General features: G+C 49.5%; 13 protein-coding genes. 6 read left to right on the top strand and 7 right to left on the bottom strand.

Features of this window, described 5'->3' with window-relative positions; translation table 11 throughout:
- Positions 1–13: 13 nt before the first annotated feature.
- A complete protein-coding gene (locus tag AAHB90_RS13435) occupies positions 14–1,969 on the bottom strand; it encodes a sialate O-acetylesterase (RefSeq protein WP_342085704.1) in 1,956 nt (651 codons plus the stop codon).
- A 76-nt stretch (positions 1,970–2,045) separates the two neighbouring features.
- Between AAHB90_RS13435 and AAHB90_RS13430 the strand changes: the two genes are divergently transcribed.
- Entirely contained in the window at positions 2,046–2,969 is a 924-nt protein-coding gene (locus tag AAHB90_RS13430; protein WP_342085703.1) for a glycosyltransferase, read from the top strand.
- 369 nt (positions 2,970–3,338) lie between these two features.
- Positions 3,339–4,388 carry a hypothetical protein gene (locus tag AAHB90_RS13425; RefSeq protein WP_342085702.1) on the top strand — a complete coding sequence of 350 codons (1,050 nt, stop codon included), beginning with the start codon at positions 3,339–3,341 and terminating at the stop codon, positions 4,386–4,388.
- 136 nt (positions 4,389–4,524) lie between these two features.
- Here the strand turns inward: AAHB90_RS13425 and AAHB90_RS13420 are convergent, their stop codons facing one another.
- Genes AAHB90_RS13420 through AAHB90_RS13405 form a run of 4 tightly spaced genes read right to left on the bottom strand, consistent with a single transcriptional unit; the run spans position 4,525 to position 8,994 of the window.
- On the bottom strand, positions 4,525–5,277 hold the full coding sequence (locus AAHB90_RS13420) for a glycosyltransferase family 2 protein (protein WP_342085701.1): 753 nt from the start codon (positions 5,275–5,277) through the stop codon (positions 4,525–4,527).
- Position 5,278: 1 nt separating this feature from the next.
- Positions 5,279–6,235: a glycosyltransferase family 2 protein gene (locus AAHB90_RS13415; protein WP_342085700.1), complete on the bottom strand. Its 957-nt coding sequence runs from the start codon at positions 6,233–6,235 to the stop codon at positions 5,279–5,281.
- Positions 6,232–7,164, bottom strand: coding sequence for a glycosyltransferase family 2 protein (locus AAHB90_RS13410; protein ID WP_342085699.1), 933 nt, complete (start codon positions 7,162–7,164; stop codon positions 6,232–6,234). The genes AAHB90_RS13415 and AAHB90_RS13410 overlap by 4 nt, the downstream gene beginning before the upstream one ends.
- Positions 7,165–8,994 (bottom strand): ABC transporter ATP-binding protein, encoded by a 1,830-nt coding sequence (locus tag AAHB90_RS13405; protein WP_342085697.1) that lies wholly within the window; start codon positions 8,992–8,994, stop codon positions 7,165–7,167.
- A 263-nt stretch (positions 8,995–9,257) separates the two neighbouring features.
- On the opposite strand from AAHB90_RS13405, the gene AAHB90_RS13400 reads away from it, so the two are divergent.
- On the top strand, positions 9,258–10,442 hold the full coding sequence (locus AAHB90_RS13400; protein ID WP_342085695.1) for a putative sensor domain DACNV-containing protein: 1,185 nt from the start codon (positions 9,258–9,260) through the stop codon (positions 10,440–10,442).
- Here AAHB90_RS13400 and dinB read toward each other — a convergent pair.
- A complete protein-coding gene (dinB, locus tag AAHB90_RS13395; RefSeq protein ID WP_342085693.1) occupies positions 10,437–11,555 on the bottom strand; it encodes a DNA polymerase IV in 1,119 nt (372 codons plus the stop codon). The two genes, AAHB90_RS13400 and dinB, sit on opposite strands and share 6 nt — an antisense overlap.
- Before the next feature lie 166 nt (positions 11,556–11,721).
- Here dinB and AAHB90_RS13390 point away from each other — a divergent pair, with 166 nt between their 5' ends.
- Positions 11,722–13,863, top strand: a complete 2,142-nt coding sequence (locus AAHB90_RS13390) for a M43 family zinc metalloprotease (protein WP_342085691.1) — start codon at positions 11,722–11,724, stop codon at positions 13,861–13,863.
- An 86-nt stretch (positions 13,864–13,949) separates the two neighbouring features.
- On the opposite strand, the gene AAHB90_RS13385 is transcribed toward AAHB90_RS13390, so the two are convergent.
- A complete protein-coding gene (locus tag AAHB90_RS13385) occupies positions 13,950–14,345 on the bottom strand; it encodes a hypothetical protein (RefSeq protein WP_342085690.1) in 396 nt (131 codons plus the stop codon).
- 367 nt (positions 14,346–14,712) lie between these two features.
- On the opposite strand from AAHB90_RS13385, the gene AAHB90_RS13380 reads away from it, so the two are divergent.
- Together AAHB90_RS13380 and AAHB90_RS13375 are read left to right on the top strand one after the other, a co-directional pair.
- Entirely contained in the window at positions 14,713–18,267 is a 3,555-nt protein-coding gene (locus AAHB90_RS13380) for a SusC/RagA family TonB-linked outer membrane protein (RefSeq protein ID WP_342085689.1), read from the top strand.
- A 24-nt stretch (positions 18,268–18,291) separates the two neighbouring features.
- Positions 18,292–19,881 (top strand): RagB/SusD family nutrient uptake outer membrane protein, encoded by a 1,590-nt coding sequence (locus AAHB90_RS13375; protein ID WP_342085687.1) that lies wholly within the window; start codon positions 18,292–18,294, stop codon positions 19,879–19,881.
- The last annotated feature ends 21 nt before the right edge of the window (positions 19,882–19,902 follow it).

The raw sequence follows: 19,902 nt of genomic DNA, 5'->3' as shown, positions 1-19,902 counted from the left end.
TGAGGAAAGGAGGTTATTCAAACCGCGCGTTTACGGTAATGCCCGGCCAGGAGTCGGTACGGAAAGCGCTGGCAGGAAAACCGTCGGCATTGTACAGGTTGGCCTCTTCCGGGGCGTCTGACCATGCGTAGCGCACCGCTACGGGTTTACTCACTTTCGGATTGGATACCACCACCTTGTTGCCTTGTATTTCCGCTTTGGCATAATGGAACACCTTGTCCTCGCCGGCGATCTCGAAGCCTTTCAAATACCCGTAACGGTCTTTGACGGTCAACCCGTTTTCCGCATTTTTGAATGAAATGACCGCCTTAGTGCCGTCCACCTGCATTTGGTCATACAACGGAGAGGCGTAGGGGATGTTCTGGCCGTAATCGTTTTTCAGGGCATTGGTGGCAAGGCGATGGGCAACGTCCTGTTTGTTGGTTGGGTGAATGTCGTTGGGGTTACCCACGTCGGTAGTAACAGCCATACCCGTTTTAGGAAGGCTCAGTGTCATGTTTTGCGCTTCGCGGAGCTCGGCCCAGCCACTTCCTTTATTGCTATCGCGGTCGCTGCCGAAGCTCGATAGCTGTACCCAGTAGAACGAAAATTCATCATTCCAGCGCCTGCGCCATTCGTTGATCATCAGCGGGAATGTCTGGCGGTATTGGTAAGCGCGGCCCGCGTTGCTTTCGCCCTGGTACCAAAGCGTGCCCCTAATGGCGAAAGGAAGCAGAGGCACGATCATCGCGTTGTAGATAGTGGTGCCCACGTTGTTCATCAAATGCGCATATTCATGCTTCTCTGCAAATGCGGGCATCAGATACCAGTCCTTGGCCAGACTGATTTTGCGGCTGCCATCTTCCAGGTAAAGGTCATTGGCCGAACCCATCAGACCCGGACCGAACCATGCGGCACTTACCATGTTGCCTGTTTTGATGGTCAGGACATTTTTGCCTTCTTTCCAGGTGTTAGCCGGGAGCTGGATTTTCCGAGAACCCTTGGCTGTCCCTTCATGAACTGGTTTACCATTGATATACACCTCGACAGGGCCGTCGTTCTCTGCAAATGACAGGGTCGTCTGCTTGGATAACCAATCCGGAGCGATAGTCACTTCCTTCGCCATATATCCCTTGCCCCGGAAGCCCATCAGTCCTTTCCAATCCCACTGTCCCACGCCGTCGGCTGTTTTTTGCCAACTGGTCAAATCCACATCCGGCGAGAAGTATTTCTTCTCATCTTCTCCGGTAGGCTGGTAAGATGCATTTTTAAAGAGTTGTTTTTTTAGTTTTTTGTCCATGATCACATCAGCTTCTTCCCAGGTTTTGGGCAGACTTTCAGCGTAAGGGCGCAATTCATCATTGTCTAGCATGGCCTCTTTGCTGATCCACCCCTCGATCTGAGACCCACCCCATGAGGAATGCAGAACGCCAATCGGTACATTCAGTTTTTGATATATTTCACGTGCAAAAAAGAAACCCACGGCGGTAAATCCTCCGATGGTTTCCGGGCTGGCGATTTTCCATTCCCCGGCCGTCAGGTCCTGCTCGGGTTGGAGTGTCACCAGATGGTCGACCCGGAAATGGCGTATTTGTGGGAAGTCGGCGTTTTTACGCTCCTCTTCATAGTTTTTAGCTGCCGATACGGGCCATTCCATGTTGGATTGTCCGGAGCAGAGCCATACTTCGCCAATGAGTACGTCGTTTACCCCGGCATTGCCCGATTTTGCGCTTGCCTGCAACGAATGCGGCCCGCCGGCTTCCAGGGGTTTGAAGCTTACCTGCCATTTTCCCGACGCATCCGCCTTTGCATCCATGGCTTGCCCGGCCAAAGTCACTTTCACTTTTTCACCGGGCTTGGCCCATCCCCAGACCGGGATTGGCTTTTGGCGTTGCAGCACAACGTGGTCGGAGAACAGCCGGGCAAATTTGACTTGGGCAAACGAGGACGTCGCGCAGGCGAGAAGTAGAAATACGAGTATGCGTTTCATGGAAAGTAGAAAATAATTGAATACTATTCATAAATGTCGCAGTACGGCAATTTCTACTGAAATCGGCGCCGCGTGAATGATTTCCTGGTTACTTTTGACAGCCATTTATATAGTCATGATCTCAATTATTATTTGCTCGGTAAGCCGCAATGAGCTTTTGACCGTTTCGGAAAACATCCGCAAAACGATCGGCGTGCCCCATGAAATCATCGCTTTCGATAACAACCAATTGCAGAAAGGGATTTGCGAAATCTACAATATGGGTGCAAGGCAAGCAAAGTATGATGTGCTTTGCTTCATGCACGAGGATATTGAAATGCAGACTGTTGGGTGGGGGGAGAAGCTGGTGGAGCTGTTTAAAAATAATCCGGCCTTCGCACTCCTAGGAATTGCCGGAGGAGGCTATAAATCCCTGGCGCCTTCAAGTTGGTATAATTATCATTTGCAGGAGAACGGCGGTTTTTACTGTAACCTGATACAAGGTTACAAACATACTGGGCGAAACGACTCGTTGGACTATCAAAATCCACGTAACGAACTACTTTCACGCGTTGCCTGTGTTGACGGTTGTTGGTTTAGCGTGCGTAAGAGTGCTGCTTTAAAATATCCATTTGACGAAAAACTTTTGAAAGGATTTCATGGATACGACATCGATTTTTCCATTGCGATAAATCAGGAATTTCAGGTTGCCGTCACATTTGAAATCCTACTAAGGCATTTTTCGGAGGGGAATTTCAACAGGAAATGGATGGATGAGATTTGCAAAGTCCATAAAAAGTGGGGCGCAGTTTTACCACTGAATATTGATAAAATTCCTGAAAGCCATCTGAAAAGGATTGAACGGCATGCTTATGAAGTTTTTCTTCAAGAGCAAATAGATAATGATAGGTATTCGAAATGGTATTTGATCAAGCTTATATGGAGCACAAGACGCTCACGGATTGCTACTTTTTCGTTTCCTTATAAATTGATGATTAGGCTGCTGAAAATGAATAAATAAGGAGAATTAAGATTTCCACAACGAACAATTGGTCTACTACCTTTGACTAACTCTTCGTTGTGGAAAGCTTCAATAATTGTGACCGTCATAGTCGGGTTTAGAACAGGCTATAATAAGCCATTTGTTTACCACTACCTGGAAAAGCCATTTGTGTCGTTCTGTTCTGCGGCGTTTCTGGTTTTACAAATGTGATCCGTTGTGCGGTTAGCAAAAGAATGCATATTTAATTGGTCCGGATGACACCAGGACGATATTAATGGTTTCGCATCATTGCAATTGGGTTGATAAATCTGACTTTAAATTATTATTCAGCGGTTACAAAATATTTGTAAAATAGTATTAATTTGCATCTCACCTAAAAATATTTGTATGAATTTGTTAAAACTAATTCTGTGCTCAACGGTACTAGCCACCTCCGTTGTCCTTACCTCGTGTGATCAGAATGATCCAGTTAATTCTATCTCAAATCCGGTTCAAAACAACCTTGTCTACAAAGCGAGCTCTGGGAACGTAACTTTTAATGGAAGTGAATTGGTCTTTGAGAATGTCAAGACTTTTGCTGAATACCAAAATGTTATTAATTCTGACAGTGTTTTTAAGAAAAAGCTATATAAGAAATATGGTGTTAATCTTGCTGTTGGCCAAATAGAAAACGCTTCCTTCTCAAAACGATATTTATTTGAGAAGCTGACGATTGACTATCTATATTCAGTGAACAAAGACGGTTTGATGATCATCGGTGACGAGGTTGTCAAATTTGACGAAAACTACCAATACTTGGTGCCTTTAAAGGATCGCAATTTGCTTGATAAAGCGGAAGATAATATTGATCTAACTATCGTAAAACGCGATACATACGGCATCGTAGATATGAAAACGGGCCTACCAAATGGCAGAACAAGCGCTGTAACGCTCCCTTACAACGGGTCGACAGCTCTATTTTATTCATTCCAAATTGGGCCAGCAGACCCCTTGGCAGGCCAAACAAGGAGATTTATTCACGAATTATTTGCTCATAAAGGTGCCCACGTTGGCGGCCAAACGCATCATCGATTGATGTTGCGGTTCCGGATGCAATATCCGAGTGGCAGCAATTGGTATACGGCAGGTGAGTTAAGATCCTTAAATTATCGGGTTTGGATTTTTGGGAAATTTAAACAAGATGGGAGCTTGTATAGTTACCTAGAAACTAATCCAAATTACCCTATTCAAAATTCACAAAATACGACAAATACTGAAGAGAGAGTTTTGAAGGAGTTTTACACAAACTCTGCTTCGGCTGGTACTTGGGAAGATGTTACTGTCCGGGGGCACATTACAAGTTTACTTCCCTCGCCGAATGGATATCCACAGAACAGCTATACTAGTGGTTACTATGTTGCAGATCCGGACGTGCAAACGCCGCCCGCCATATGGTAGTGTTGTAACATATAAAGCGAGTGAGATGAGCCTATAACAGCTTCGTTATGGGCTCATTTGAACTTTTGGTGAAGGTGGTCAGCTTAAACTATCAGTGACAGACGTAAACAACAAAAGATATCTCTCGAAATACGCTTCACTTCATTTTGCATATCTCTTTGTGAAATTTGCGGACCCGGTTTAAATAGGAGAAAAAGCTGCGGCCTTCCCATTTGTATTCATAATAAAACCGCTCTTTGCTGGTCAGCAGCATTTGTTCAGTCGCCGTTCTGGTTTTCAACGTCCGGCTTTCGAGGTGATCTACGAAGGAGGAAGTGACCAATGCATGTTTTAAATGGTGCTTTTGAAGCGTATTTCCATAATCGTTATCGGCAAACCAGAACTTGAATGCCGGATCAAGCTTCCCGGTGATTTTAAGCATATCCCTTTTGAAGAAAATACACCAGCCCACCAGTTCTTTACGCACTTCATAACCGTAATGTAAGCCACTGTTCAATGCCACACCGTGTTCCGGATGATGGATGCTGCATGCAGGGCAGGCGCTCCATAGTTCGGGGTCTGTTTCAAAGGCTTGAAGGATTTCGCTAGCCCAATCGGGATGAAATAGCAAATCGTTATTACAAATACATATCCAGCGGGCTTTGGTCATGCCGATTCCTATATTCATGTAACGGTGATAACCAAAAGGCTGCCATGGATAGACCGTTTTAGTTCCCGGATATTGATAGGGTTTCAATTCCTTGTTGGACTCGATCACTACAACATTGAACCGGATCTTTTGTGGGTCTTCCGATTTGAGAAGGGTGTCAATTCCGTCGAGCGTCACCTTTTTCAGGTCCTCGTTGCGAGCGTAACTTAATATGATAATGTCTATTTCAATGGGCAACATATTATCTCCCTTTTTTGAACAGCGCTTTCCGCTTGTAATTCAGTGATTTAAAATAGTATGAAATAAATGTCTTCCTGTCAACGAGCCCTGAGAGAAGTTTCATTTGTACCGGGCTTAACAAATTGGCATGATACATCATGTATTTGTAGAGCTTTTGAGTACTTGCCGAGTTCCTGTCGAGCAGCTTCTGTTTTTCTTCCTGGCTCAGGATTGCGGATCCAGTTACAGCTTCGACGATCCGTTTCCGAAATTCGAGCTCACCGGCCTGCATAACCTGAATGTTCCTGCTCGTGTTGCGTGCGTGGATGCGAATGAGCGTTCTCGCCTTGTCGTCGGCTATGAAGGTGTAGCGCGCTCCGTTGATCGCGCACAGGAACCAGAACTCCCAGTCCTCGGTATAATTGCTCAACTCGGGAAAGCCGTTTACCTTTTCAACGATCGCCCTGCGTAAAACAGGACTGCTTACCACCGCTATGTTCGAGTATATCAATGTGTTCACGGCCTCGTAACCCCGCGCATCGATTTTGGGCAGCCAGTTGTTGTGGTTCATCTCGTAATCGGGATAGAAGACCTCGGGCTTGTCTGTTTCGAAATAGAGGTGATCGGTGTAGGCAATGTCGACGTCCGGGTTACCTTCCAGAAAATCGACTTGAATCGCTAGCTTGTCTGCGCTCAATAGGTCGTCGGCGTCGAGAAACTGGATATATTTCCCTTTCGAGTGCTTGAAACCCCGGTTGCGGGCAACCGAAACGCCGCTGTTTGTTTGCCGGATATATTGAATACGGCTGTCGCGGGCGGTGAATTTGGTCACTACCTCGCCGGTGTTGTCCGAGGAGCCGTCATCGACCACAAGCGCCTCCCATTCCTGGAAGCTCTGCGCCAAAAGATTTTCAAGGGTTTCCCCAATTACAAAACCGTAATTGTAGGACGGAATAATAATGCTGACTGTAACATTCATAGGAGTTTTTTTGCTTTGCTACCCCAGATCTTTCTAACTACATAGAAAAATTTGCTGATCCCGGATTTTTTCAAAAGACTTAACAGCGTTTGACGGTTTTGCCAGATAACGTACCCATACCTCGGTGTCGCAAATGAATGGCTGCGCGATTTGCTCAGGGCGGTCAGCCGGACGAGCAGATCACGGGTATCTCCCTTCGCTTTGTCGGCGCACCGGGCGATCCAGGCAGATTCTTTTTCCAGCTCGGCCAATTTTAGCTCGCGGGCCCGAGCTGTTTTGCGTCTGGCCAGGATGTCGGTGGTATTGCGCCCGTGCTGCCGGTAGCGGACAAGTTTCTCCCCGACAAAGTCGACGGATCCTTCGCTGGTGGCCACAAAAGCCAGCCATTGATCGTAATGGAACCCCTGGGGAAAGGGTAAGGCTTTGGCTAGCAAATCTTTTTTCATCAGAATAGTGTGTCCTGACACGCAATTCAAATACAGAAACGCCTCCGGTGACGACCCGCGGTAAAAATTGAATTTATCCGACATGTTAAGGCCCATGGATTTGCCCGCTTCGTCAATAAATTCCGAGTCATGGTAAATCAGAAAGCTGCTTCCGATGCCTTCCAGCTGGCGTCTCAGTTTATCGGGATGCCAGATGTCGTCCTGGTCACAAATGGCGATATAATCACCTTCACAAAGGCTCAGGGCCTTCTGGAAATTTGCATTGTAGCCCAGGTTTTGCTCGTTTCTGATCAGTTTAAAACGGTCATCGAGGGCTGCATAGGTCTGCAAAATATCCCAGGTTCCATCAGTCGATACGTCGTCCACTGCTACAACCTCCCAGTTGTCGACGCTTTGAGCGACGATCGAATCAAGTTGGGGGCGAAGGAACTGCTCGCCGTTATATGTGCATAATGCGATCGATATCTTGGTGGTATCACTCATTTAAGCTTCCGAAAAGGTCTGCATATCGATCAGCCGCTTATACAGCCCGTCGCGCGCGATGAGCTCAGCGTGATTGCCTTGTTCGATAACCCTGCCTTCTTCCAATACCAGGATCGTATCCGCACTCTGGATGGTGCTCAGGCGGTGGGCGATCACCAGCGAAGTCCTGTTTTTCATCAGGTTGTTCAGTGCCTCCTGCACCAATTTTTCCGATTCGGTATCCAGAGCCGAGGTCGCCTCGTCGAGCAGCATGATGGGTGGGTTTTTCAAAACAGCCCTGGCAATACAGATCCTTTGTTTTTGCCCGCCCGAAAGTTTCATTCCGCGGTCGCCGATATTACTGTAATAGCCGTTCTCGGTTTCCATAATAAACTCGTGTGCATTGGCGATGCGGGCCGCTGCTTCCACCTGTTCCATCGTCGCTTCCGGGCTTCCGAATGCGATATTGTGAAAAATCGTGTCGTTGAAAAGCATCGACTCCTGATTGACCAGCCCGAACATCGACCACAGCGATTCCTGCTTGATCTGCCGCACATCGGTGCCATCGATCAGCACCTGGCCTTCAGCAGCGTCGATAAAACGGGGCAAAAGGTCCATAAAGGTAGATTTCCCGCCGCCCGATGGGCCAACTAGTGCAACCGTTTTGCCTTTCGGGATGGTTACATTGATGGATTTGAGCACCGGCCGCGATGGGTAGGAGAAAGATACATTTTCCAGCCGGATCGACTCTTTGAAATCCTTCATATCAATTGCATTCGGGGCATCTTCGATCTCGGGTTTCTCATCGATCAGTTCCAGCACGCGCTCGCCGGCCGCAATACCTGCGTGTATGGTGCTGAATGAGTCTGTAAGCGCTTTGGCCGGACGCATTACCTGGGAGAAAATACCAATGTATGCCACGAATTTTGCTACGGTCAAGTCTGTTCCCGACGGGTTGTCAAGGATCAGTGAGCCGCCATACAAAACGATGATGGCTACCATCGTAACCCCCAGAAATTCTGAAACGGGAGAGCCCAGTTGCTGGCGTTTTGCCATCTTGCGGCCCAGGTCCGAGTAACGGATATTCTCTTTGTGGAATTTTTCCTTAATATCCTCGGTAGCGTTGAATGCCTTAATGATCTTGATGCCGGTAAGCGCCTCATCGAGGTAGCTGATCATCAACCCGAAATAATGCTGGGCAAGGGTAGCCTGTTCTTTGAGCCGCTTGACAATTTTCGAAATCAGGAATGCGGAAACCGGTATTACCAGAATTGCAAAGAATGTGAGCTTGGCCGAAGTAGCGAAAAGCATGAACACATAAGCAATCAATTGCAGCGGCTCCTTAAAAACGACTTGTAAAGTGCTTGTCACCGAGAACTGCACCACCTGCACATCGGAGGCGATCTTTGAAATGATATCGCCCTTGCGCTGGTTGCTGAAATACCCTACATGCAGGTTCATCACACTGTCGAACACTCTCTTGCGAAGGTTAAGCAGGGTGTGGATACGGAGGTTTTCCATGATACGCTGCGAAAGGTATTTGAAGATATTTGAAAGTAAAACCGAAACTACGATTACCGCACATACGACCTGCAATGCACCATGCGGTCCGAAAGCCAGGTTGGCCTGTTGGGCATAGTAGTTGAGCATACCCGTCGGATCGAGCCAGCCGTCTGTCGGTCTGGGGAGCACATCGCCTGCACGGTTGTTGAATAGCGTACTAAGGAGTGGCGCTAGAAGTGCCAGGTTCAGTGTATTGAAAACAACTCCCAGTACTGTACAAACAAGGTAAGGGATGGCAAATTTGGCAATCGGTTGAGCAAAAGATAATAATCTGAGGTACGTTTTCATTCTTAAAATAGTGGCATATTGACCATACGCCGGAAGTAAAAAAACCGAAACCGGGTTTTTCGGATTAACGCGCAAATTAACGCTTATCTGGCGAAACAACTGTCCGCGACTTCAATTAATTCCCGGCAGACCGCTGGTAAATACGATACCCGGATACGGAGAAAGGTTGGAAGCCTATGCGCGGAAACAGGAAAAAAGCAGACAATAGCCACCGAACCCAACTTTTTAAAACAAGTCGTTGTTCAAAAGTAAACCGCCAGACAATGATTACGAACACCGATATATTTCCGATTGAAACAGGTGGCCAGGAACCTGTAACCACTTATAAGGCAGCCCGGTCGGTTGCCGGGCTCGTCGCCAGCCATTTCGAGCGGCACCACCAGGCGGTTTCCAAATACTACGAACAGGAACTCGCTCCGATACCCGACGCACGGATTGTGGAAGCGATCATCGACACGACTTTCTGGGCCAGCCTGCGCAGGGAAGAGGGCCGCTCGCCCAAGGTGTCGATCGCCTACCTGCCGCCCGAAGCGGCCGAACATCCTCTGGTTTTTGCAGAAAAACTGGCATTGACCGCCAACACACTTACCAAGCTCGCACCCGCCGTGGAGCGCTCGGGAATACACCTGGGCGTGTGGCTGGAAGACGGTGAGTTGCGCATTTGGGGTACCACACGCGTTATTCCCGGCTTATGTTTCGTGCTCGAAGTAATCGAGCCGGGCATGCTGGTCGTCAAACACCGAAGGGTTGAGGGATTTGGAAAGTTTGTCAATATGGCTGTGCTCAAAGGCGATCAGGTAAAGATTGTCAACGAAGAGAGCCGCAAAGTAAAAGACTGCCCTTCGCTGATCAACTCTTTGATGGGATTTTCTTCCACTACTTTATGGAGCGACTACCCGAACCTGCTCGTACAGCTTGCCGCGTCCATGCGCAGCCACGAGCGCGGGGGAATATTGCTGGTAGTCCCCAAAGGCAAGGACCGCTGGCGCGAATCGATCATCCATCCGATCACCTACGACGTGCAGCCGCCGTTTTCGGAACTGGCCGACCTGCACCGTAAATATGTGGAAGACCCCAATCCTATTACCTGGCAGAACCAATTCAGCTCGGCTGTACATAATATGGCCGGCTTGACGGCCGTGGATGGCGCTACGATTATCAACGACCGTTACGAACTGCTTGCATTCGGTGCCAAAATCGGCAGAGCGCAGGGTGCCAAGCCGGTGGAGGAAATCCTGATCACAGAACCTATTATTGGAAACACGGCAATGGTCGTACATCCGGTACAGAACGGTGGCACCCGGCATTTGTCGGCTGCCCAGTTTGTATACGACCAACGCGATGCTATCGCGCTAGTCGCCTCTCAGGACGGACGTTTTACGATATTCTCCTGGTCCAAGTGCGAGAACATGGTGCAGGCCCACCGGGTAGACGCGCTGCTGCTATGAGCCGAATGGGAAAAGTTCGAGCTGCTCGGGGTCTTTGTATTTTCGCGATTTAACCTCCGGTTCATGGAAGTTGGACAATGAGATCCCAAGCAGCCGCACGGCTTTCGCTTCCAGGTCGAGCTTTTCAAGCAACTGTTTGGCAGTGTCGGTGATCGTATCGAGGTCACCGATGGGATAGGCGAAGGAATGGTTACGGGTTATTTGTGTAAAATCACTGAATTTGACCTTCAAGGTAACAGTCCTGCCTTTCAGCTGACTTTTTTCAAGCCGGTTTGCGACCGTTACGCCAATTCGGTCGAGTTCCTTGTTCATCTCGTCCAGGGTAGTAAGGTCGTAGGTGAACGTATCCTCGGCCCCGAGCGACTTGGTCTCCCGATGTGTTTGCACCGGGCGATCGTCAATCCCACGCACGATCTTAAAGTAAAAATGGCCGGTTTTTCCAAAATGGCTGACCAGTTCGTCCTCAGATAGTTTTTTGAGGTCCGAGCCCGTAAACAGCTGCATTCCCTTCATTTTATCGGCGGTAACTTTGCCAACGCCGTGAAACTTTTCCACGGGTAGCTGGTCCATGAAACTTTCAATTTTGGAAGGCCCGATGAATGTCAACCCGTCTGGTTTATTGATGTCCGAAGCGATTTTGGCCACGAATTTATTGACCGACACGCCCGCCGACGCGGTGAGGTTAAGCTCTTCTCTGATGGACTTCTTGATCTGCCTGGCAATTTCCATCGCCGAACCGATACCCATTTTGTCTTCGGTCACATCCAGGTATGCCTCGTCCAGGGACAGGGGTTCGATAAGGTCCGTATAACGGGAAAAAATCTCACGGATACTTCTGGAAACGGATTTATACACCTCAAATCTCGGATGCACAAAGATGATCTGCGGGCAAAGCTGGATGGCCTGTCGGGAAGGCATTGCCGACCGCACGCCGAACTTGCGTGCCTCGTAACTGGCCGTTGCCACCACTCCCCGGCCGGTAGGAGAACCGCCCACGGCCAGTGCTTTGCCCCGGTATTCAGGGAAATCGCGCTGCTCCACCGACGCGTAGAATGCATCCATATCGATATGGATAATCTTGCGGATGGGTGAGGTATTTAACGTTCCCTGCATTGAAAAGGCAATTTCGCGGATGTAATACGCTTCTGTAATTAAAAACAAATTAAATAACATTGCATTCGCATCACAAGGCACTTTTTTTTCGTAGTAGGTGAATAAATCCACATGTGGTCTTTAACCGGCGTGCATTTCATTTACTCAGGTTCCTTAGAAAATCTCAATGCGAAACACTATACTTTTGTTCAAGTGCCTTTTTGCCGTCCTTATTCTTCTCTACATCAGCCTTGGCACCGTGCAGGCGCAGGATCGTTGCGGGTCGATGGAGTTGCTTCAAAAACGGTTCACCGACAAACCTGCTCTCAAATTAATGTTCGACCAGCGGCAGGTCCGGATTCAACAACTGGTCAATGCAAGAATAGCTTCCGGGAGAACACTTCGCACAACCGGCCCCATTACCATTCCGGTTGTATTCCATGTCGTGCTCAACCGGCAGTCGATGGTTACCGACGCGCAGATTATGGCTCAGTTGGATACGATCAACAAAGACTACGCAGGAGTTAACGGCGGCGCTGCAAAAATCCCTTCCTATTTCAAATCGCTTTTCGGACAGTCGGGCATTCAGTTCTGCCTTGCCCAACGCACGCCCAATGACGCCCCGTCGACAGGCATCGAGCGCTACAACACAACGCGTAACTCATTTGATTACACCAATAACCAGGTGAAGCATGCCGAATCAGGTGGCGCCGATGCCTGGGATACCGATAAGTATCTCAATATCTGGATTTGTGATCTTTCAGGGAGCACATTAGGTTATGCCACCTTCCCCGACGACGGCGTGAAAGACGAGCAGGGCGTTGCCGTAGACTATGCCTCGCTTCCGGGAGGGGCCGCTACGGGATTCAACCAGGGAAAGACATTGACACACGAAATAGGGCACTACTTTGACCTGTACCACATCTGGGGCGACGATAACGGCGCTTGCTCCGGATCAGATAACATCGACGATACACCTAATCAAAGCAACAGCACGACTACCTGCCAGACTGGTGTCGTTACCGACCGCTGTACCACCACAGCGCCAGGGATCATGTACCAGAATTTTATGGATTACTCCCCGGACGCCTGCCTTTTTATGTTCACCCAAATGCAGGTGGCCCATATGGAGGAGATCTTTGAGAGATATCGTTCATCCCTTCTAACCTCCAATGCCTGTACACCAGTCGATGTTAAGAAAAAAGATGCTTCACTGAAAACGATCCGCCAGCCTGCGCAGCGCATTTGTACCAATTCACTTACGCCGCAGATTACGCTCGTCAACAGAGGTAGCGAGAGGCTCACCTCATTGACAATCCACGCGGTGATCGACAATGGAACGGCACAAAATTACAACTGGACCGGCTCCCTGGCGACCTACGCAGAAACAACTGTTACCCTGCCTACGCTTACAACTGTGGAGGGGAACCACGTTCTAAGCATTACCACCTCGAATCCTAACGGGGCAGCCGATGAGGACACTTCCAATGATGCATTGAGCCTCGATTTTATCTATTACGAGCCATTTGCGGCGCCTGTCAAGGAAGGTTTCGAAGGGCTGTTCCCGCCACAAGGTTGGGATATTGTCAATGAAGACGAGGGCTCTACCTGGGAAAAGACTACCCTGGCTTCCAAAACGGGCAATGCGTCGGTTAAGATCGGGAACTTCGATAATCAGGTGGTCGGGCAGCGTGATTACCTTCGCTCGCCAACGGTAAATATCGCAGGTGTCGACTCTGCTTTTGTGTCCTTCCAGGTCGCGGCCGCGACGTATACCAACACTTCGGCCCAGAATAATGTGTGGGATACCTTGCAGGTGCTTATCAGTACAGATTGCGGACAGACTTACACAAGTGTCTACAAAAAATGGGGATCGAGCCTGACCACCCGCGGCACGGCAACCCGGACCGCATTTACACCGGGTATCAACGAATGGCGGCATGAAGAGATCAATATCGGCAGTTTCATTGGCCAGGGTGAAATACTGGTGGCATTCCTGAACACCAATGGCAACGAAAACGACATTTACCTCGACGATATTAATATCAGAACCGTCACCGTCAATCCTAACCTGAAAGAAGCGGGATTTCTGGTAACGCCTAACCCGACAAGCGGACAAGTCGCTGTCCAGTTCTATCCGCATCCGGAAAAACTGAAAGCCGTGTCGATTTATAATGTATCCGGACAAAAAATAGCCGAAACCATCCTTACCGGCGAAGTGGCTTCCAATGTCTATAATTTTGATCTGACGAGCTTCCCCTCTGGCCTGTACGTCGTTAAAGCAGAATTCGAGGATCGTGTACTGACGAAGAAGATTGTGAAGAATTGAGCTAAAAAAGTCAGGAAGTCATTAGGTCATTTGCTGGTTAACAAATGTGCTCTAATAACTTCCTGACTATCAGTGATTACAAATGACTAATATATCCGTTTGACGATTACCTTGCTATTCGTTTGCGAAATGGCAAACTCTTTGGCATTCTCATTGGGTGGCGCTATAAAAATCTGTTTCTTCTTCTTTCCGTCCGTATTCACCCAGTTTGCAGAATATATTTCCGGTAGATGACCGGCATAGATTGGGTGGTGGTCGGAATACATAAATACTTCCTCCTGCTCATAAGCCAGTTCGAGGTCGCTTCCTTCTATTACGTCACAGATAATCTTCAACCCACCTGTCTCGTCCTCTACCAGACCTTTAATCCGGGCTTTCCCATAAAAAGGATCTTCCTCAAATTCCCAACGGATATAATATTCGATTACGTTTCCGATCTGAGACTCAATGTAGTCGGCAGTGAGTAATTGTTCCTGGTGCATGGTCGAAGTTGGTTTTTTACACTCCTTAATACTTAGCAAAATTCAAACCCGCCCCTTTATGGGCGTTTTGACAAATGTAATCGTAAGCATGATGTTTCCAAAAATAATAGGACGCGTTTCATAGATATTTGAAAAATTACGATCAAGTGGACATTTGTAGTAGCCATGGGCAATTGTGCAGACTTCGCACATATAGGTCCATAGGTTAGTTATATAAATTTTATTCGCCGCCATTTTGTAGAACTCCTACGGAAGTTAAGAGTGCCTGTTTTATCACCTGGGGAAACATAGCGGTATGGTTTTTGTCGGGCACAGGCTAAACAACTTTATTTTCCGGGCATTGTCCCGTCACTTAGCCAAGAATGATATGAGAAAAACTCAACGAGCCAATGAGCCTGTGCCGTGTTCGGTCCCGCTCATTTTCCTGAGGATCGGTTTCTTTCTGTTACTGTTTTCCGGTCCCATATGCCGAAGTAGCGCACAGCAGGTCGGGCCGGACACAACCCGAAAGGCCAGGCCCGATACGCTCACGACCCCGAAAACGAACACCGCACCGGCCCGACCAGCCTCCGATACCCTCCCCAAGCCTCAAAATACCACCGATTCTGCTTCCAAATCCTCCGCTTCACCTTTGGTGAAACCCACGCAGAACTTCGATCCACTGGTTAAGCCAGCCCCTCAGAAAGATACATTGAACCAAGCCGGCGCGGCGACCCCGGCAAAGCCCGATAGTGCAGTTAAGCCCGCGCAGACAGGGAATGCCAATGCTGCCCAACCGGCACAGAACGCAGCGCAAGCCCCTGATTCAGCCACGGCACAGAAACCGGCCCCAGGCGGGCAGACCGATGCCGGACCCGACGCTCGCGAGATTAAGGGCGTTGTGCAAGATGAAAAAGGAGTCGGAATGCCGGGCGTTGCAGTCTTGGTGAAAGGTACTCAGATACAGGCCATTACCGAGCCAGACGGCTCTTTCCAGATGAAGGTGCCTGCAAAGGGAGGGATATTGGTGTACAGCTTCGTGGGTTTTACTACCAAGGAAGTGCCCATTACTGGCCTCACAACTTATAATGCGCAGCTTACCCCTGAAACGAAGGCTTTGAAAGAAGTGGTGGTGGTAGGCTACGGTGCCCAAAGCAAGCGCGACCTGGCTAGCTCGACGTCCCGTGTAGCATCGCAGGATTATAAGTCGGCTGTTATCAATACGATAGATCAGGCCATTCAGGGACGTGCTACTGGTGTGCAGGTGGTGGAAAGCTCGGGCGAACCGGGCGCATCCGCAGTGGTCAGAATCCGGGGTAACAATTCATTGAGCGGTAATAACGAGCCGCTGTACGTGATCGATGGCTTCCCGATGCCGCCTTACCGTGAAGCAGGTACTAATTTCTATGGCTCCTACACGCAAAACGGTCTTTACGGTATCAACCCGAACGACATTGAAAGCATGGAAATCCTCAAAGATGCGTCTGCCACGGCCATTTACGGGTCACGTGGTGCGAATGGGGTAATCCTGATCACGACCAAATCCGGAAGAAGGGGCGAGGGGCGCGTGGAACTTGTTAACAAGACCTCTTTCGGGCGGGTAGCTAACCCTATCCGTATGATGAACTCGCGGCAATATGCGGAGGTGATCAACGAAAGCTTCCGGGTAACCGACCGAAATCCGCCTTTTGAAAACCTGGACAGCACTATGACCAACACCGACTGGGTGGATGCCATCACGCAGCCAAGTTTCAGGCAGGACATTACCCTGAGCCTTTCGGGAGGCAGCCCCAAGTCGTCCTATTACATTTCAGGTAACTATCTCAAAGACAAGGGGACGATCATCAATTCGAATAATGACCGGGCAAGTTTGCGGGTCAATTTGAACAACGAGATCAATAACTGGTACACAGTCAAAGGTCAGGTTTCATTTAGTCGTCAGAAAACGAACCGCGCGGTAACTGCCTCACGCGCATGGCCGAGCTCGGGTGGATTGATGGACGGCCTGCGTGCTGCGCCTACGTTGGAAATCGATTACCTTGGCAACAACAGTCTGGGTATCCCCAATTACCAGGGCTATTACTTTTCTAATCCCTACAATGAACTGACGGCCAAAACGGACGTCACCCAGAGCGATTATTCGATCCTGAACATCGAAAACTACTTCAAGATAGCCAACGGCTTGCAACTGGTCGTGAGCCTTGCCGGAAACCAGAACCTCACACGCCGTAAAGTGTTCCTGCCGCCATCGACCGCCGAGGGCAACCAGGTGAAAGGGAAGGGTAGCAACAATACGGCCAATACGTATAGTTATAACTTCAACTCGTATCTGCAATACGAAAGGACATTTAAGAAAAATCACTACCTCAATACGACGCTGGGTGTGGAATATAACGACCAGACTGTTGAATTCGTCAACACAAACTCTTCGGGCTTCGATGTGCCGTTTTTCGGCGTCGATAATATTGGTAGCGCGTCATCGCAGGTAATCGCTTCCTACAAGGAAAAGCGGATTTTGCAATCCGGTTTCCTGCGGGCGAACTACTCCTTCAAAGGAAGGTACGTGTTGAATGCCTCGATCCGGGCAGATGGCGCTTCGGCGTTCGCAGCCAATAAAAAATACGGGATTTTCCCGGCGGTGGCGCTGGCCTGGAACCTGGACCAGGAGGAATTTATGAAGGGCGTTACTTTTATTTCGAATACCAAGTTCCGTGCTTCCTATGGTGAAACGGGTAGCCAGGCCATCTCGCCTTACTCGTCGCTGTCGCTTTACAGCTCCGGCTTCTACGAAATGGGGCCAGGTGGTGACGGGGCGGTGATCAATACCGGCGTGTTCCCCAACACGATCGCCAATCCGAACCTTTCATGGGAGCGGACCAGGCAGTTCAATGTCGGCTTGGATTTCAATGCTGTCAAAGACCGCATCGTGTTGAGCTTCGACTACTATAATAAGGTCACTTCCGATCTGCTGCAATCACGCAAGGTACCGACGCAATCGGGTGTGGGCACGATCATCGACAACTACGGTACTATGCGTAACCGTGGTGTGGAGTTGAGCATTCAGGGGAATATTATTCAGAAAAAGAATGTGACTTACTCGACGCGTGTCAATATCTCAAGGAACGTCAATACGCTCGTCGACCTTGGCGACCGGACCCAACCTGATTATGTGAGTATCAACGGTAACCTGCTGGGCGGCGTTTCGGGCATATTGGTTCCCGGGCAGGAAGTGGGCCGCTTTTTTGGCTATCGGGTAGATGGTCTGAGCCAGAAGGATGATTTCGACGCCGACGGTAATCCCAAATTTGCCACGTTCGAAGGCCCGCGGCCTCCGGGTTCGAAGGGTAGTCCGCTTTATGGCGCCTGGAAATATTCGGATGTGAACGGCGACGGCATTATTACCGCCGACGACCGGGTTGTACTCGGCAAATCAACACCCGACTTTACATTCGGATGGAGCCACGATCTGACCTGGAAAAACTTTGCTGTCAATGCATTGTTTACCGGTTCTGTTGGAAATGATGTGCTGAACCTGACACGGTTCTATATCAGCAATGGGGTGGTCGATTACGGCGGAGTAGGGTTCAACCAGTCGGAAGAATGGTTCCAAAACCGATATACCGAAGCCAGGCCGCATAATAACCCCAAGTATCCTGGTGTGCAGCGCGGGATCGCCTCGGGGGATATTAATTCGGTGATGCTGGAAGACGGCAGTTTTGCCCGCCTGAAAATGCTCACTGTTTCCTATACTTTCCCCAAACTCGGTCCGATTCAGAACCCAAGACTTTTTGTAACAGGTACCAACCTCTGGACCTGGACGAACTACTCCGGTTTCGATCCCGAGGTGAGCTCTTATGCGCAGTCGTTGCTACAACAGGGTATCGATTACGGCGCTTATCCAGCCCAGCGTTCTTATACGATCGGGTTCTCCTGCAATTTCTAGTGTTGACCAATGCATTTGAAAAACATGAAAATACATATCAAAATATCCGTAATGCTGCTGGCTTTGCTCGCCATTACGTCCTGCAAGGATAACCTGGAAGAATCACCATACTCCTCGCTGGGAAAAGATGTGGCCTTCAAAGACGAGGACGGTCTGAACCAGGCGACGATCGGCGTTTACCAGGCGTGGACTACTACCGATCATTCGGACATCTATAACCGGTTCATCCTGGCCGAGTCAGGGCACCGGTATGCGACCGCGGGCATTCTCGGCTCAGGTGCTGATCCTTATTACCGTTTTGCCCATACTTCGGTTTCCGGGGCGTTCGAATCGGTCTGGGCGCGGTTTTACAAGATCATTTACCGAGCTAATACGGTGATCGATAATGCCAAAATGGCCGTTCCGGGTGAAGAAGAGGAGGCCGATCCCTACATTGCCGAAGCGCGCGTGCTGCGGGCCTATGCCTATTTTAATCTCGTGAGGTTGTTTGGCGGCGTGCCGCTGATTTTGAAAGAAATTAAGTCGTTTGAAGAAAAGGACCTGATTTTTGCGCCACGCGCGACAGAAGCGGAGGTGTATGAAGCCATCCTGGCTGATCTTGCATTTGCCGAGACTATTCTTCCGGATTCTCGCGGTGGGGCCGAGCTTGGGCGTGTGTCTGCCGGCACCGTGAAAGCATTGATGGGCAAAGTTTACCTGACAATGGCCGGTAAGCCTCTAAACCGCACTGAGAATTACCAGAAGGCAGTTGAAAAGCTGAGCGAGCTCGTAGGGCCGGTGAACGAGGAAAAGTATGATATGGAATTGCTGCCCGATTTTGCCGATGTTTTCGCACTGGCTAATGAGCGCAACCGCGAGATTGTGCTGTCATTCGGCTATTTTGTTAATCCTTCTAATCAGAACGGTAACATATTGCCCTTTCATCTGTTTCCGTCAGGTCTGGTGAATGGCGATGAGCAGACCAACTATGGTTTGACCTATGATTTCTACAAACTGTTTGACAAAACGGACACGCGCCGTGACTTCACCCTGGTTTCCAGATATGCATTCACCGGCGGCGCCCGGGCGGGTGCTGAGCCAGGCGACAGCATTGTGTACGACCCTACCACCGCACATTACCTGAACAAGCGAACCAAAGAGCCCTTTGCGCATGACGATTTCAGATACGGCATTGCATTCGGGAAACTCGCGCGGGAAGCCCGCCCGGCCGGAGCGCCAGTACAGGGTTATAGCTCTGACCTGATCGAAATGCGGTTTTCAGACGTGTTGCTGATGTTGGCTGAAGCGTTGGTGGAAACGGGTAAACCCGCCGATGCACTTCCGTTGCTCAACCGCGTCCGGGCACGTGCGAAAGCGGCACCATCGAAGGCTGCCGGGGTACCTGCATTACGCGCGGCCATCCGTACGGAGCGCAGGCTTGAACTGAGTGGGGAATTCAATACGGTGTTCGATATTCGTCGCTGGGGAACCTTGAAGGACGAAATCGCGGCCATGTCAGACGACCAGATAGTCGACAATGTGCTGATCCCCTACACAACGCGTTTGGAACTCTACCCAATCCCGCAGTCTCAGATCGATGCGAACCCGAATCTGAGGCAGAATGACGGCTGGTAGCGGAAATTTGAAGTTTCAGAT

Origin of the sequence: Dyadobacter sp. OTU695, assembly GCF_038440355.1 — a bacterium.
Lineage (GTDB): Bacteria > Bacteroidota > Bacteroidia > Cytophagales > Spirosomataceae > Dyadobacter.
This window is presented reverse-complemented; position numbering and strand designations above follow the sequence as displayed.

Excerpts from the sequence above, each read along its gene's own strand:
- AAHB90_RS13435 (WP_342085704.1), bottom strand. The coding sequence starts at position 1,969 with ATGAAACGCATACTCGTATTTCTACTTCTCGCCTGCGCGACGTCCTCG.
- AAHB90_RS13430 (WP_342085703.1), top strand. The coding sequence starts at position 2,046 with ATGATTTCCTGGTTACTTTTGACAGCCATTTATATAGTCATGATCTCA.
- AAHB90_RS13425 (WP_342085702.1), top strand. The coding sequence starts at position 3,339 with ATGAATTTGTTAAAACTAATTCTGTGCTCAACGGTACTAGCCACCTCC.
- AAHB90_RS13420 (WP_342085701.1), bottom strand. The coding sequence starts at position 5,277 with ATGTTGCCCATTGAAATAGACATTATCATATTAAGTTACGCTCGCAAC.
- AAHB90_RS13415 (WP_342085700.1), bottom strand. The coding sequence starts at position 6,235 with ATGAATGTTACAGTCAGCATTATTATTCCGTCCTACAATTACGGTTTT.
- AAHB90_RS13410 (WP_342085699.1), bottom strand. The coding sequence starts at position 7,164 with ATGAGTGATACCACCAAGATATCGATCGCATTATGCACATATAACGGC.
- AAHB90_RS13405 (WP_342085697.1), bottom strand. The coding sequence starts at position 8,994 with ATGAAAACGTACCTCAGATTATTATCTTTTGCTCAACCGATTGCCAAA.
- AAHB90_RS13400 (WP_342085695.1), top strand. The coding sequence starts at position 9,258 with ATGATTACGAACACCGATATATTTCCGATTGAAACAGGTGGCCAGGAA.
- dinB (WP_342085693.1), bottom strand. The coding sequence starts at position 11,555 with ATGCAGGGAACGTTAAATACCTCACCCATCCGCAAGATTATCCATATC.
- AAHB90_RS13390 (WP_342085691.1), top strand. The coding sequence starts at position 11,722 with ATGCGAAACACTATACTTTTGTTCAAGTGCCTTTTTGCCGTCCTTATT.
- AAHB90_RS13385 (WP_342085690.1), bottom strand. The coding sequence starts at position 14,345 with ATGCACCAGGAACAATTACTCACTGCCGACTACATTGAGTCTCAGATC.
- AAHB90_RS13380 (WP_342085689.1), top strand. The coding sequence starts at position 14,713 with ATGAGAAAAACTCAACGAGCCAATGAGCCTGTGCCGTGTTCGGTCCCG.
- AAHB90_RS13375 (WP_342085687.1), top strand. The coding sequence starts at position 18,292 with ATGAAAATACATATCAAAATATCCGTAATGCTGCTGGCTTTGCTCGCC.